This window comes from Nocardia sp. NPDC059154 (assembly GCF_042755705.1).
Classification (GTDB): domain Bacteria; phylum Actinomycetota; class Actinomycetes; order Mycobacteriales; family Mycobacteriaceae; genus Nocardia.
Genome location: NZ_JBHZCS010000064.1, coordinates 25852 through 38747 on the forward strand (window position 1 = coordinate 25852; position 12896 = coordinate 38747).

18 protein-coding genes are annotated in these 12896 nt (G+C 70.1%); 14 read left to right on the plus strand and 4 right to left on the minus strand.

Going from position 1 to position 12896, the window contains the following annotated elements; translation table 11 throughout:
- Positions 1-21: 21 nt before the first annotated feature.
- On the minus strand, positions 22-906 hold the full coding sequence (locus ACFXN1_RS39010) for a helix-turn-helix transcriptional regulator (protein WP_379441708.1): 885 nt from the start codon (positions 904-906) through the stop codon (positions 22-24).
- A 124-nt stretch (positions 907-1030) separates the two neighbouring features.
- Between ACFXN1_RS39010 and ACFXN1_RS39015 the strand changes: the two genes are divergently transcribed.
- From ACFXN1_RS39015 to hisH, 8 genes are all read left to right on the plus strand, one after another.
- A complete protein-coding gene (locus ACFXN1_RS39015) occupies positions 1031-2077 on the plus strand; it encodes an aldo/keto reductase (RefSeq protein WP_379441709.1) in 1047 nt (348 codons plus the stop codon).
- A 52-nt stretch (positions 2078-2129) separates the two neighbouring features.
- Complete coding sequence (locus ACFXN1_RS39020; protein ID WP_379402125.1) at positions 2130-2417, plus strand: putative quinol monooxygenase; 288 nt, start codon at positions 2130-2132, stop codon at positions 2415-2417.
- 173 nt (positions 2418-2590) lie between these two features.
- Positions 2591-2887, plus strand: a complete 297-nt coding sequence (locus tag ACFXN1_RS39025) for a DUF6412 domain-containing protein (RefSeq protein WP_379389838.1) — start codon at positions 2591-2593, stop codon at positions 2885-2887.
- Between the two features lie 106 nt (positions 2888-2993).
- Positions 2994-3770: a membrane protein insertase YidC gene (gene yidC, locus ACFXN1_RS39030; protein ID WP_379441711.1), complete on the plus strand. Its 777-nt coding sequence runs from the start codon at positions 2994-2996 to the stop codon at positions 3768-3770.
- 194 nt (positions 3771-3964) lie between these two features.
- Positions 3965-5302: a histidinol dehydrogenase gene (hisD, locus tag ACFXN1_RS39035; protein WP_379441712.1), complete on the plus strand. Its 1338-nt coding sequence runs from the start codon at positions 3965-3967 to the stop codon at positions 5300-5302.
- 29 nt (positions 5303-5331) lie between these two features.
- A complete protein-coding gene (locus ACFXN1_RS39040; RefSeq protein WP_379402196.1) occupies positions 5332-6453 on the plus strand; it encodes a histidinol-phosphate transaminase in 1122 nt (373 codons plus the stop codon).
- Positions 6450-7079, plus strand: a complete 630-nt coding sequence (gene hisB, locus ACFXN1_RS39045; RefSeq protein ID WP_354846012.1) for an imidazoleglycerol-phosphate dehydratase HisB — start codon at positions 6450-6452, stop codon at positions 7077-7079. Before ACFXN1_RS39040 ends, hisB begins: the two co-directional genes overlap by 4 nt.
- The gene (gene hisH / locus ACFXN1_RS39050; RefSeq protein WP_379402130.1) at positions 7076-7714 is read left to right on the plus strand and encodes an imidazole glycerol phosphate synthase subunit HisH; all 639 of its coding nucleotides are present in this window, start codon (positions 7076-7078) and stop codon (positions 7712-7714) included. Before hisB ends, hisH begins: the two co-directional genes overlap by 4 nt.
- Positions 7715-7767: 53 nt before the next feature.
- On the opposite strand, the gene ACFXN1_RS39055 is transcribed toward hisH, so the two are convergent.
- A complete protein-coding gene (locus ACFXN1_RS39055) occupies positions 7768-8241 on the minus strand; it encodes a nuclear transport factor 2 family protein (RefSeq protein ID WP_379402132.1) in 474 nt (157 codons plus the stop codon).
- A 99-nt stretch (positions 8242-8340) separates the two neighbouring features.
- On the opposite strand from ACFXN1_RS39055, the gene ACFXN1_RS39060 reads away from it, so the two are divergent.
- Positions 8341-8796, plus strand: coding sequence for a MarR family winged helix-turn-helix transcriptional regulator (locus ACFXN1_RS39060; RefSeq protein ID WP_379441714.1), 456 nt, complete (start codon positions 8341-8343; stop codon positions 8794-8796).
- An 8-nt stretch (positions 8797-8804) separates the two neighbouring features.
- Here ACFXN1_RS39060 and ACFXN1_RS39065 read toward each other — a convergent pair whose 3' ends face one another.
- Entirely contained in the window at positions 8805-9161 is a 357-nt protein-coding gene (locus ACFXN1_RS39065) for an LppP/LprE family lipoprotein (RefSeq protein WP_379402197.1), read from the minus strand.
- Here ACFXN1_RS39065 and ACFXN1_RS39070 point away from each other — a divergent pair.
- From ACFXN1_RS39070 to hisI, 5 genes are read left to right on the plus strand one after another with little or no spacing between them, the layout of a single operon-like run.
- Entirely contained in the window at positions 9064-9585 is a 522-nt protein-coding gene (locus ACFXN1_RS39070) for a hypothetical protein (protein WP_379441751.1), read from the plus strand. The two genes, ACFXN1_RS39065 and ACFXN1_RS39070, sit on opposite strands and share 98 nt — an antisense overlap.
- Before the next feature lie 26 nt (positions 9586-9611).
- Positions 9612-10343, plus strand: coding sequence for a bifunctional 1-(5-phosphoribosyl)-5-((5-phosphoribosylamino)methylideneamino)imidazole-4-carboxamide isomerase/phosphoribosylanthranilate isomerase PriA (priA, locus tag ACFXN1_RS39075; protein ID WP_354846023.1), 732 nt, complete (start codon positions 9612-9614; stop codon positions 10341-10343).
- 4 nt (positions 10344-10347) lie between these two features.
- Positions 10348-11169: an inositol monophosphatase family protein gene (locus tag ACFXN1_RS39080; protein WP_379441715.1), complete on the plus strand. Its 822-nt coding sequence runs from the start codon at positions 10348-10350 to the stop codon at positions 11167-11169.
- A gap of 16 nt (positions 11170-11185) precedes the next feature.
- Positions 11186-11959, plus strand: a complete 774-nt coding sequence (hisF, locus tag ACFXN1_RS39085; protein ID WP_379402136.1) for an imidazole glycerol phosphate synthase subunit HisF — start codon at positions 11186-11188, stop codon at positions 11957-11959.
- Positions 11956-12327 carry a phosphoribosyl-AMP cyclohydrolase gene (gene hisI, locus ACFXN1_RS39090; protein ID WP_379389818.1) on the plus strand — a complete coding sequence of 124 codons (372 nt, stop codon included), beginning with the start codon at positions 11956-11958 and terminating at the stop codon, positions 12325-12327. Before hisF ends, hisI begins: the two co-directional genes overlap by 4 nt.
- Before the next feature lie 60 nt (positions 12328-12387).
- Here the strand turns inward: hisI and ACFXN1_RS39095 are convergent, their stop codons facing one another.
- Positions 12388-12885: a MarR family winged helix-turn-helix transcriptional regulator gene (locus ACFXN1_RS39095; RefSeq protein WP_379441750.1), complete on the minus strand. Its 498-nt coding sequence runs from the start codon at positions 12883-12885 to the stop codon at positions 12388-12390.
- Between the last annotated feature and the right edge of the window lie 11 nt (positions 12886-12896).

The following is a 12896-nucleotide window of genomic DNA, read 5'->3' on the forward strand; positions in this document are numbered from 1 at the left end:
GCGTTACGGGGGTGGGTCTGCTCAGCAGAGCTTCGCCGGATCGGCGGCGAGAGAGGCCAGCAGCCGTAGTCCGTCGGCGCTGGGGGAGCCGGGTTCGACGTGGTGGGCGACCAGCGCCTGATCGGGATCGTCGGGGAGACGGAGGGTTTCGAAGCCGAGGTCCAGGCGGCCCACGATCGGGTGGCGGTAGATATGGCGCCCGTGGGTCTTGTCCTTGAGCTCGTGCCGCTTCCACAGCTCCGCGAATTCCGGGCTCCGGGTGTTCATTTCGTCGATGAGGGCGGTGATGCGCGGGTCACCGGGATGGCGGGCGGCATCCAGGCGCAGGTAGGCCACGGTGTCGGCGGCCTTGTCGTCCCAGTCCTCGTACAGATCCTTCGCACCCTCGTCCAGGAAGACCAGGTGCAGGAAGTCGCGCTGCGCGGGCGGGAGCGCGCCGAAATCCGTGATCAGGGCCGCCGCCAGGCGATTCCACGCCAGGACGCGGACACCGCGGCCGACGATGTAGGCCGGGACGTCGTGGGCGGCGTCCAGCAGCCGGCGCAGACCCGGGCGCACCTCCTGCACGGCGGGCGGCTCCTCACCGGACCACGGGCGGGCCAGGCGGTAAAGATGGTCGCGCTCAACCTGATTCAGCCGCAGTGCCCGTGCCACCGCATCCAGCACCGACTCCGAGAACTGCAGGCTGCGTCCCTGTTCCAGGCGCACATAGTGATCCACGCTGACCCCGGCCAGCAGCGCCAGCTCCTCGCGGCGCAGGCCCGGAACACGGCGGCGCGCACCGTGATCCATCAGGCCCACCTCCGCGGGGCTGAGCCGGGCGCGGCGGGAGCGCAGGAATTCACCGAGTTCGGCGCGACGGTCCAAGGTCATGCCTTCGGTAACCACGAGCGCCGCGAATTCCATCCGGCACCGCATCCTGGTCATGCGGTGCCCAGGCAGACGCAGCACTGTTTGCCTCGCTCGCATCCGGCGAAAGTAGTGCTCAGCGCCGCAACGGACGGCGAAAGCCACACGAGGAGCACACACCATGACCTTCCTTCCCACCCGTCAGCTCGGCACCACCGACATGCACATCAGCCGGATCGGATTCGGCGCGTGGGCCGTCGGCGGTTCGGGCTGGCGCTACACCTGGGGCGCACAGGACGACGCCGATTCCATCGCCACCATCCGCCGGGCCGTCGAGGCCGGCGTCAACTGGATCGACACCGCCGCCGTCTACGGACTCGGCCACTCCGAGGAGGTGGTCGGCAAGGCGATCAGCGGACTGCCCGAGGCCGATCGGCCGTTCGTCTTCACCAAGGCCGGACTGGTCTGGGACGAGAACGACCGCGCCGCCGCGCCCAAGCGGATCATGGCCGCCGCCAGCGTGCGCCGCGAGGTCGAGGACTCGCTGCGCCGGCTGAACGTCGAGCGCATCGACCTGTACCAGGTGCACTGGCCCGATACCGGTGCCTCCCTGGACTTCTCGGACCCCGACGGCGTCGACCCCGCGGCCGCGACCCCGCTCGCGGAGTACTGGCAGACCATGGCCGACCTCGTGCGGGCGGGTAAGGTGCGCGCCATCGGCCTGTCCAATCACGATGTGCCGCAACTGGAGATCGCCGAGTCCATCGCCCACGTGGACGCCATCCAGCCGCAGTTCTCGCTGATCAAGCGCAGCGCGGCGGACGAATTGGCCTGGGCCGCGGCGCATCACACCGGCGGCATCGTCTACCAGCCGCAGCACTCCGGCCTGCTCACCGGCGCCTTTTCGGCCGAACGCGTCGCGAGCCTGCCGGATGACGACTGGCGCAAGGGCTTCCCGGAGTTCACCACCGAACTCGACCGCAACCTCGCGCTGGTGGACGCGCTGCGTCCGATCGCGGCGGCCCACGACACCACCGTCTCCGCCGTCGCCATCGCCTGGACCCTGACCTGGCCCGGCGTCACCGGCGCCATCGCCGGCGCCCGCCGGCCCGAGCAGGTCGACGGCTGGATCGGCGGCGCCGCACTGGAATTGACCCCCGCCGACCTGGACGCCATCGCGACCGCGCTGCGCACCACCGGCGCCGGTGAGGGCCCGATCCAGCGCTGAACGTCACCAAGATCCGAATACCGAGTACCGATTCCCGAAGGAGCACACCACCATGACCCTGCACGTCGTCGCCGAACTGCTCGCTGCCGCCGGCCAGGAGGACCGCCTCCGCACCGCCCTGGAAGCCATGATCGAACCCTCCCTGGCCGAACCCGGCTGCCTGTCCTATCAGCCCTTCACCAACCCGAACGACCCGGCCCACATGGTCGTGGTGGAGGAATGGCAGGACGCCGATGCCCTGGAGAAGCACTTCGCAACCGAGCACTTCCAGCACGTGGCCGGAGTCCTGGAGGGCATCGTGGCCGAGCCCATGATCATCCGCCGCCTCGTCGCCGAATAGCGGTCGAGCCCTCGATCCTCGCGCCCCCGCCGGTGTCCCCGGTAGGGGCGCGGTCGCGCGTGGGGCCCGGATCAGGGTGCGCCCGAGCCGGATACGGTGCGGGCCCGGGGCGGGGCATGTCGTGTCCGGCACATGGGGTGCCGAGGATGGGGAACGCAGGTAGGGTCGGGCGCATGGGTACGCGGATTCGATCGACGGCGCTGCTGCTGTGCGCGCTCGTGGTCTCCGCGTGGGCGGTGCTGTATCTGGCCGCCGCCACCCCCGATTCGCTGCTCGTCCTCGGTGCGGCCGCGCTGGTCGCGGTGACCGCGGCGGTGCTGTCGGCGCGCGGTCCGCTGCTCGCGGCCACCGCGCACATCGGTCCGGCGGAATCCGCCGGACGGCGGCGCCGCGGCGCGTTCCTGCGGCAGAGCAATCCCGACGCCCCGGGCCGCCCGCGCCCGCGCGCACCCGGAGTCCTCGCGGCCTGACCGCGCCCGCACGACCTGTCCCGGTCGTGTGCGCTGTCGGGTTCTCCGCCGTCCCGAATTCCTTTCGCCCGCACCCGTGTGCGGGCGCTGCGCAGCGAGGTACTCCGTGCTCGATTTCATCTACTACCCCGTGTCCGCCGTGCTGTGGCTGTGGCACACCGCCTTCGCGTCGCTGCTCGGCGCGACCAGTGGCCTGGCCTGGGTGCTGGCCATCGTCTTCCTCGTCATGACCCTGCGGGCCCTGCTGATCCGGCCGTTCATCGCGCAGTTGAAGTTCTCCCGCGCGCTGGCCGAGATGCAGCCGAAGCTGCAGGAGATCAAGCGCAAGCACGCGGGCGACCGGGAGAAGCAGGCGCGGGCCATGCAGGAGCTACAGCGCGAGTCCGGCGTCAACGTGCTGACCGGTTTCCTGCCGATCATCGGCCAGACGGTGGTCTTCATCGGCCTCTACCACGTGCTGCGGTCCTTCCAGCCAGGTCACACCCAGAATTACGTGTTCAATGCCACGCAGGTGCAGTCCTTCCTGGACGCCAAACTGTTCGGCGCACCGCTGGAGGCCACCCTGTCCACCGCCGGCTCGTCCTTCGGAACCGTTGCCGCCGTGGCGATTCCGCTCATGATCATCGCGGCGATCGCGACCCATTTCACCGCCCGCGCCGCCGTCGCCCGTCAGCCGCAACCCGCCGAAGGCGCGGCGGGCTCGCAGGTCCGGATCATGAACACGCTCTCGCAGTGGGTCTTCCCCGCCGGAGCCCTGCTGGTCGGCCCGGTGATGCCCATCGCCATCCTGCTCTACTTCGTCACCCAGAACGCGTGGACCTTCGCCCAGCAGCATCTGGTGGCCGCTCGCTTCGGTCCCGAGGCCGCCCGCAGCACGGTCTGAGCGGTGCCGCGGCCCGCGCCTCATAACCGCCGGTCCGGCGGGTGTTCCCGGGTCGCGGGCCGGGAACACCCGCGCGAGCTCGGCCGCGACGTAAAGCGCTGGCGGTGACCCGATAGTCTGGTAGCTGGTCGCAAGCGGTTTCGGCCGCGTCGCGAACCCCTCGACATCAGCACAGACAAGGACTGCACAGCGCTATGACTAGCCGCATCGAGCTCGCCCGCGTGGATCTGCGCGGACGTACTCCCACTGCTGCCGAACTGCGCGCGGCTCTGCCGCGTGGGGGCGTCGACGTGGACTCGGTGCTGCATCATGTGCGACCGGTCGTGGAGGCCATCCGGGATCGGGGCGTCGAGGCCGCGCTGGAATTCAGCGAGCGGTTCGACGGCGTGCGGCCCGCCGCGGTGCGCGTACCCGCCGCCGAGCTGGACAAGGCCCTGGCCGAGCTGGACCCGGCCGTGCGCGCGGCCCTCGAGGTCGCCATCGAGCGCACCCGCAAGGTGCACGACGATCAGCGCCGCACCGACAAGACCACCCAGGTGGTGCCCGGCGGCACCGTGACCGAGCGGTGGGTGCCGGTCGAGCGGGTCGGCCTGTACGTGCCGGGCGGCAATGCCGTCTACCCGTCCTCGGTGGTCATGAACGTGGTTCCCGCGCAGGCCGCGGGCGTGGACTCGCTGGTGGTCGCCTCGCCGCCGCAGGCCCAGTTCGGCGGCCTGCCGCACCCGACCATCCTGGCCGCGGCCAAGCTGCTGGGCGTCGAGGAGGTGTGGGCGGTCGGCGGTGCGCAGGCCGTGGCGCTGCTGTCCTACGGCGGCACCGACACCGACGGCGCACAGCTGGAACCGGTCGACCTGATCACCGGCCCGGGCAATATCTATGTGACCGCCGCCAAGCGGCTGTGCCGCGGCCTGGTCGGCATCGACGCCGAGGCCGGGCCCACCGAGATCGCCATCCTCGCCGACGCCACCGCCGATCCGGTGCACGTGGCCGCCGACCTCATCTCGCAGGCCGAGCACGACGTACTGGCCGCCAGCGTGCTGGTGACCGACAGCGTCGAGCTCGCCGATGCCGTGGACGCGGCGCTGACCGCGCAGATGATCGTGGTCAAGCACCACGACCGCGTCGCGGAGGCACTGTCGGGCAAGCAGTCCGGCACCGTGCTGGTCGACGACATCGCCCAGGGCCTGCGCGTGGTCAACGCCTACGCCGCCGAGCACCTCGAGATCCAGACCGCCGACGCGTCCGCGGTCGCGGCCCGGGTCCGTTCCGCCGGAGCGGTTTTCGTCGGCGCGTGGTCGCCGGTCTCCCTCGGCGACTACTGCGCCGGCTCCAACCATGTGCTGCCCACCGCCGGATGCGCCCGGCACTCTTCGGGTTTGAGCGTGCAGACCTTCCTGCGCGGCATCCACGTCGTCGAGTACTCCGAGGCGGCGCTGAAGGATGTCTCCGGGCACGTGGTCGCACTGGCCAATGCCGAGGACCTGCCCGCACACGGCCAGGCCGTGCAGGCGCGATTCGGAGAGCTGCGGTGAGCGCACAGGCCGGCCTGGAAGAAGGTACCGTGACCGTCCCCGGATCGAATATCTCGCTCGACGATCTGCCGCTGCGGGAGAACCTGCGTGGCAAGAGTCCTTACGGCGCACCGCAATTGGCCGTTCCGGTGCAGCTGAACACCAACGAGAACCCGCACCCGCCGAGTAAGGCCCTCGTCGACGATGTCGCCGAATCCGTGCGCGCCGCGGCCGCCGACCTGCACCGGTACCCGGATCGCGACGCGGTCGGGCTGCGCGCCGATCTGGCCGCCTACCTGACTCGGCAGACCGGCGTCGCGGTGGACACGGCGAACGTGTGGGCCGCCAACGGCTCCAACGAGATCCTGCAGCAGCTGCTGCAGGCGTTCGGCGGACCCGGCCGCAGCGCACTGGGTTTCGTGCCCTCGTACTCGATGCACCCGATCATCTCCGAGGGCATCGACACCGAGTGGATCGAGGCCAAGCGCAATGGCGACTTCTCCCTCGACATCGACTACGCGGTGCTGACGGTGGGGGAGAAGAACCCCGACGTGGTCTTCGTGACCAGCCCCAACAACCCGACCGGCCACAGCATTCCGCTCGCGGACCTGGAACGCATCCTCGCGGCCGCGCCCGGCATCGTGGTGGTCGACGAGGCATACGGCGAGTTCTCCGCGGCGCCCAGCGCGATCAGCCTGATCGACAAGTACCCCACCAAACTGGTGGTCAGCCGCACCATGTCCAAGGCCTTCGCCTTCGCGGGCGGGCGGCTGGGCTACCTGGTGGCCGCACCCGCGGTCATCGACGCCATGCTGCTGGTGCGCCTGCCCTACCACCTGTCCGTGGTCACCCAGGCCGCGGCGCGGGCGGCGCTGCGGCACGCGGACGAAACCCTGGGCAGCGTGGCCGAATTGGCGGCGCAGCGCGATCGGGTGATGGCGGCGCTGGCCGAGCTGGGCTACGAGGTCATCCCCTCGGATGCCAACTTCGTGCTGTTCGGCCGCTTCGCCGACGCGCCGCGCGCCTGGCAGCACTACCTCGACGAGGGCGTGCTCATCCGCGATGTCGGCATCCCCGGCTACCTGCGCACCACCATCGGCCTGGCCGCCGAGAACGACGAATTCCTGCGCGTCAGCGCGAAACTGGCGTCCGAGGAGCTGATCGCCCGATGACCACCGACCGTGCCGACCGCATCGCCCGGGTCGAGCGGACCACCCGCGAATCCAGCATCGTGGTGGAGCTCAATCTGGACGGCTCCGGCAAGACCGACATCTCCACCGGCGTCCCCTTCTACGACCACATGCTGACCGCCTTCGGCCAGCACGGCAGCTTCGACCTGACGGTCCAGGCCAAGGGCGACATCGAGATCGAGGCCCACCACACCGTCGAGGACACCGCCATCGTCATCGGCCAGGCCCTGGGCCAGGCGCTCGGCGACAAGAAGGGCATCCGCCGCTTCGGCGACTGCTTCATCCCGATGGACGAAACCCTCGCGCACGCCGTCGTCGACGTGTCCGGGCGGCCGTACTGCGTGCACACCGGCGAGCCGGATCACATGCTGCACACCATCATTCCGAGTGTGGCTCCGACCGCGTCGTACTCGACCGTGATCAACCGCCACGTGTTCGAGTCCATCGCGCTCAACGCCCGCATCGCCCTGCATGTGCGCGTGCTCTACGGCCGCGACCAGCACCACATCACCGAGGCCGAATACAAGGCCGTGGCACGGGCTTTGCGCGCCGCCGTCGAGTACGACCCGCGCGTGTCCGGCGTCCCCTCCACGAAGGGCTCGCTATGACCAAGACGATCGCCCTGCTCGACTACGGCTCCGGCAACCTGCACTCCGCCGGCCGCGCCCTGGCCCGTACCGGTGCGGACGTCACCATTACCGCCGACCCCGAAATCGCCCTGAACGCAGACGGTCTCGTGGTCCCCGGTGTCGGCGCGTACGCGGCCTGCATGGCGGGCCTGCTGTCCGTGCGCGGTGACCGCATCATCGGCAGGCGCCTCTCCGGCGGCCGCCCGGTGCTCGGCATCTGCGTCGGCATGCAGATCCTGTTCGAACGCGGCGTCGAATTCGGGGTGGAAACCGAGGGCTGCGGCGAATGGCCCGGCACCGTCGAGCGTCTGGACGCCCCCGTCCTCCCGCACATGGGCTGGAACACGGTGAAGGCTCCCGAGGACAGCGTCCTGTTCGCGGGCATGGACGCCGACACCCGCTTCTACTTCGTGCACTCCTACGCCGCCCAGCACTGGGCCTGGACCGACGACGGCGGCAGCCAGATCGCCCCGGCCAAGCTGACCTGGGCCGAACACGGCGTCCCGTTCCTCGCCGCGGTGGAGAACGGCCCGCTGTCGGCCACCCAGTTCCACCCGGAGAAGTCCGGCGACGCCGGAGCCCAACTCCTGCGCAACTGGGTCGACTCGATCTGATCGGCCCCCGAAACGACCGAAACCCCCGCTCCCGGCGGGGGTTTCGGTCGTTTCTAGGCCGCTGACGGCTCGGGCCGGGTACCGACCGACCAGATGGGCTTGGAGGCCACGCTCGAGAACTGCCAGCCGTCGGGGGTGCGGACGGCGTCGAAGCGATAGACCTCGCCCAGGGTCAGGCGCGGCTGGGAGCCGAGGGTGGGGTCTTGGGCAGGACCCCAGGCGAAGACGACGAGGAGGTTGGCCCGGACCTTGGCGGTGTCGCCGTCCAGATCGATCAGGATGCCGCTGATGACGTGCTGGATCTGCCGGTCGGGGGAGTGGTTTCGGCCGGCCTGGGTGACCAGGGCGGTGCGGCCGGTGGCCAGGCCGCCGGGGGTGCGGGCGGTGGCATCGGCGGTGTAGAGGGCGGCGAGCTCCTCCCAGTCGCCTTCATCGAGGGCACGGCCGAGGCGGTGGACCAGCTCGGTGATCTCGAATTTGTCGGCCAGGTCCTGGAATTGCCGGGTTGTGGTGTCGATCGCATTCATGGCTACGGTCTTTCGACGAGTTTGTTGGTAGCTCCAACGTTGGTGGAACCAATGTAACCGATTGTGGGTGTCCCCAACAAGTGTTGCTAGATTCCTCTCATGGACACCGCGCCCCAAGGGGCCTCCGGCCGGCTGCGCGCTCTTCCCACCCGCCTCATCGGCCAGGTCGCGATCATCGCCAACCGCTGCACCGAGAAAGCCCTGGAGCCCACCGGTTCCCGCCGCTACCACTACGCCCTGCTCGCCACCCTGGACGAACACGGCCCCCTCAGCCAGGCCGAGGCGGGCCGCCGCACCGGCATCGACCGCAGCGACGTGGTCGCCGCGGTCAACGACCTGGCCGACCGCGGCCTCCTCCACCGCACCCCCGACCCCACCGACCGCCGCCGCAACACCCTCAGGCTCACGCCCGCCGGGCGGGCCCACCTGGCCGACCTCGACGAACGCCTGGAAGCGGCCCAGCGAGAACTACTCCCGGGCTTCACCGCCGCCGAACGCGCCAACTTCGTCCTGACGTTGAACCGGGTCCTCGAATCCCATACCCGAGACGGCTGACCCCCGCCTCAGCACCTGGTCGACCCGGGCGTCACGGTCGTCCCCGACACCTCCGGCGGCCGCCCGGCCATCTGCGCCTTGGTTCCGTCCCAATGGAATTGGACGCAGTAGAAGGTTCCGTCCGAGCAGGCATTGCAGCTGCCGGGGATCTTGTACCGCAGCCCCACGGTGTCGTCGGTGGTGTGGTTCGGATCCGGGGAGATGAACGAATTCCACCTGGGGTCCGCGGTGCCGACGTAGCTCCCGCGATGGAACAGCAACACCTGCATGGGTGAGCTGGCCGTCGCCCCCTCGATCGTGATCAAGTACGCCGACAGGGTCGAGCAGATGTCATTGACCGTCGTCCGCGCCCCCGCCGCGGGCAACGCCCACTTCCACGGCGTCCCCGGCACCACCTCGACCGGAGCCAATGTGGCGGCGGCACTTCGAATCACCCCCGGCTCGGGCTTGCACGGCTGCGCTCCCGTCCCCGCCGTGGTATCCGCGGGTGTGCGCGTGGTGGTCACCGCCGTCGGCTCCCCGGCCTGCGCCGCGGTGCTCGCCGCCGGGCCGGGCCGCGCCCCCGACCCGCCGCTGTCGCCGCACCCGGCCGCACCGCAGGCCAGCGCCAGCGCCGCCAGCCCGATCCCCACCTTCCGCACGACCAGCCCCACCTTCCGCACAACGAGCTCCCTTCGATCGACGACCCCGACCTCCCCACAGCGTGACACCGCCCGCGTGCCCCCGCCCCGGAAATCGTTTCCGCCGCGCGGTGGGCGGCTGACGCGGTTCACCCTGCGGTCGGTGTGACGGCGGGCAACCACTAGGCTTACCCCGTGAGTCTTGTGCTGCTACCTGCCGTCGATGTCGCCAATGGTGAGGCTGTGCGCCTGGTTCAGGGGGAGGCGGGCAGCGAAACCAGTTACGGTTCGCCGCGCGACGCCGCGCTGGCCTGGCAGCACGCCGGTGCCGAGTGGGTGCATCTGGTCGACCTGGACGCCGCGTTCGGCAAGGGCTCCAACCGCGAACTGCTGGCCGAGGTGATCGGCGAACTCGATGTGAAGGTCGAGCTGTCGGGCGGGATTCGGGACGACGAGTCGTTGAAGGCCGCGCTGGCCACCGGCTGCGCGCGCGTCAACCTCGGCACCGCGGCGATCGAGAATCCGGAGTGGTGTGCCCGGGCCATCGGCGAGTACGGCGACAAGATCGCCGTCGGTATGGATGTGAAGCTCATCGACGGCGAGTGGCGGCTGCGCGGCCGCGGCTGGGTGACCGACGGCGGCGACCTGTGGGAGGTGCTCGAGCGCCTCGAGCGCGACGGCTGCTCGCGGTACGTGGTCACCGACGTCTCCAAGGACGGCACACTGACCGGGCCGAACCTGGACCTGCTGAGCCAGGTCGCCAATGCCTGCGAGGCCCCGGTCATCGCGTCGGGCGGCATCTCCCAGCTCGACGACCTGCGTGCCATCGCGACGCTGGTGGACGAGGGCGTCGAGGGCGCGATCATCGGCAAGGCCCTGTACGCGGGCCGGTTCACCCTGCCCGAAGCCTTGGCCGCGGTTCGCTAGCGCCGTGGCCGCTGAACTCGCCGAACTGCTCGGCATCGCCAGTGAGGTTCTCGACTCCGCCGCACCGCGTTTCGTCGAGGGCATCGGGGCGCCGAGCGCGGTCGAGAAGGGGCGCAACGACTTCGCCACCGAACTCGACCTGGAGCTCGAGCGCACCATCTCGCAGCGGCTGGGCGAACGCACCGGAATCCCGGTGCACGGTGAGGAATTCGGCGGTCCGCAGCTGACCTCCGGCACCGCCTGGGTGCTGGACCCCATCGACGGCACCTTCAACTATTCGGCGGGCAGCCCCATGTGCGGCATGCTGCTGGCGCTGGTGCGCGACGGCGTCCCGGTCATCGGCCTGACCTGGCTGCCGGTCCTGGGCCAGCGCTACGCGGCGGTCGCGGACGGCCCGCTGCTGCTGAACGGCAACCCGCTGCCGAGCCTGGCCCCGGCCAAGCTCGCCACCGCGATGATCGGCTTCGGCAGCTTCAATATCGATGGGGCGGGCCGGATTCCGGGCATCTTCCGCTTCAACCTGCTGGGAGCGCTGAGCCGGCTGTCCGGCCGCCAGCGCATGTACGGCTCCACCGGCATCGACCTGGCCTACACCGCCTCGGGAATTCTGGGCGGGGCCGTGGTGTTCGGACATCATCCGTGGGACAACGCCGCGGGCGTGGCCCTGGTCCGGGCCGCCGGCGGCGTGGTCACCGACCTGCTGGGCCGGGACTGGACCATCGAATCCGGTTCGGTGCTGGCCGCCGCGCCCGGCGTGCACGAGGAACTACTGGACCTGATCGCGGACACCGCCGACCGGGTCCGAGGAGAGGCAGAGCAATGCTGAAGACAGAGGTCGTGAAATGACGGTGGCCGTACGCGTGATTCCGTGCCTGGACGTAGATGCCGGGCGCGTGGTCAAGGGCGTCAATTTCGAAAACCTCAGGGACGCGGGCGATCCCGTGGAACTCGCGGCCACCTACGACGCCCAGGGCGCCGACGAGCTGACCTTCCTCGACGTCACCGCCTCCACCGGCGACCGCGGCACCATGATCGACGTGGTCACCCGCACCGCCGAGCAGATCTTCATCCCGCTCACGGTCGGCGGCGGCGTGCGCACCGTCGAGGACGTGGACCGGCTGCTGCGCGCGGGCGCGGACAAGGTGTCGGTCAACACCGCCGCCATCGCCCGCCCCGAGGTGCTGCGCGAAATGTCGGAGCGGTTCGGCTCCCAGTGCATCGTGCTGTCGGTCGACGCCCGCACCGTGCCCGAGGGGCAGCCCGCGACCCCGTCCGGCTGGGAGGTCACCACCCACGGCGGCAAGCGCGGCACCGGCATCGACGCCGTCGAATGGGCCGTGCGCGGAGCCGAACTGGGCGTCGGCGAGATCCTGCTCAACTCCATGGACGCCGACGGCACCAAGGCGGGCTTCGACCTGCCCATGATCCGCGCGGTGCGCGCCGCGGTCTCGGTGCCGGTCATCGCCTCCGGTGGCGCGGGCAAGGTCGCCGACTTCGCGCCCGCCGTGCAGTCCGGCGCGGACGCGGTGCTGGCCGCCAGTGTCTTCCACTTCGGCGACCTCTCCATCGGCCAGGTCAAGGACGCCATGCGCGCGGAAGGAATCACCGTTCGATGAGCACCCTGGATCCCGCGATCGCGCGGCGCCTCAAGCGCAACTCCGACGGGCTGTTCGCCGCCATCGCGCAGGAGAAGAGCACCGGCGACGTGCTCATGATGGCGTGGATGGACGACGAGGCGCTGGCCCGCACCCTGGAAACCCGCAAGGGCACTTACTATTCGCGCTCGCGCCAGCAGTACTGGGTCAAGGGCGAGACCTCCGGCCACACCCAGTACGTGCACGAGGTACGGCTGGACTGCGACGGCGACACCGTGCTGCTCGTCGTCGACCAGGAGGGCGCGGCCTGCCACACGGGCACCCACACCTGCTTCGACACCGACGTGCTGCTGTCCCAGGGCGACCGGCTGCTCACCGACGAGGACTGAGCGGCAACGGTTTCCGGCCTCGGCGAGCCAGCTTGCAGCGTCGGTGAACAGCCTTCGGCGTCAACCCGATTCGTTCGGGTCCATGTCCAGATGCGAGATCGGCCGCCCCGCGCGGCCGAGCCCGCGGGCCATGCCCTTGTCCAGCTGTGCCACCAGGGTCTCGCCCAGTTCCAGCAGCTGCTTTGTCTGCTCGGCGTCCAGCCCGTCGAACGCCAGGCCGCGCACGCACTCCAGATACCCGGGCGCGGCCTCGGTGATCTTCTGATATCCGGCATCGGTCAGCACCGCCTGCGCGCCGCGGCGACCGGTAATGGTGACACGCTCGGCCCAGCCCAGCCGTTCGAGTTTGGAGACCACGTGCGAGAGCCGGGATAGCGATGCGTTTGCCTTTTGCGCAAGGTCACTCAGTTGCAACCGGTGACCTGGTTCTTCGGAGAGCAGAGTCATCACGAAGTATTCGAAATGGGTAATCCCGGACTCACGTTGTAGCTGGGTATCCAATGCGGCGGGGAGTCTGGTGGTGAGCGCGACAAGGGTACGCCACGCTCGCTGCTCCATGGGATTCAACC

What these genes read in the sequence shown, in the direction of transcription:
- ACFXN1_RS39010 (WP_379441708.1), bottom strand. Translation starts at nt 906, where the DNA reads ATGGAATTCGCGGCGCTCGTGGTTACCGAAGGCATGACCTTGGACCGT.
- ACFXN1_RS39060 (WP_379441714.1), top strand. Translation starts at nt 8,341, where the DNA reads ATGGACACCGCGCCCCAAGGGGCCTCCGGCCGGCTGCGCGCTCTTCCC.
- hisI (WP_379389818.1), top strand. Translation starts at nt 11,956, where the DNA reads ATGAGCACCCTGGATCCCGCGATCGCGCGGCGCCTCAAGCGCAACTCC.
- ACFXN1_RS39095 (WP_379441750.1), bottom strand. Translation starts at nt 12,885, where the DNA reads ATGGAGCAGCGAGCGTGGCGTACCCTTGTCGCGCTCACCACCAGACTC.
- ACFXN1_RS39020 (WP_379402125.1), top strand. Translation starts at nt 2,130, where the DNA reads ATGACCCTGCACGTCGTCGCCGAACTGCTCGCTGCCGCCGGCCAGGAG.
- hisD (WP_379441712.1), top strand. Translation starts at nt 3,965, where the DNA reads ATGACTAGCCGCATCGAGCTCGCCCGCGTGGATCTGCGCGGACGTACT.
- ACFXN1_RS39070 (WP_379441751.1), top strand. Translation starts at nt 9,064, where the DNA reads ATGGGTGAGCTGGCCGTCGCCCCCTCGATCGTGATCAAGTACGCCGAC.
- hisH (WP_379402130.1), top strand. Translation starts at nt 7,076, where the DNA reads ATGACCAAGACGATCGCCCTGCTCGACTACGGCTCCGGCAACCTGCAC.
- ACFXN1_RS39055 (WP_379402132.1), bottom strand. Translation starts at nt 8,241, where the DNA reads ATGAATGCGATCGACACCACAACCCGGCAATTCCAGGACCTGGCCGAC.
- ACFXN1_RS39025 (WP_379389838.1), top strand. Translation starts at nt 2,591, where the DNA reads ATGGGTACGCGGATTCGATCGACGGCGCTGCTGCTGTGCGCGCTCGTG.
- ACFXN1_RS39015 (WP_379441709.1), top strand. Translation starts at nt 1,031, where the DNA reads ATGACCTTCCTTCCCACCCGTCAGCTCGGCACCACCGACATGCACATC.
- hisB (WP_354846012.1), top strand. Translation starts at nt 6,450, where the DNA reads ATGACCACCGACCGTGCCGACCGCATCGCCCGGGTCGAGCGGACCACC.
- hisF (WP_379402136.1), top strand. Translation starts at nt 11,186, where the DNA reads ATGACGGTGGCCGTACGCGTGATTCCGTGCCTGGACGTAGATGCCGGG.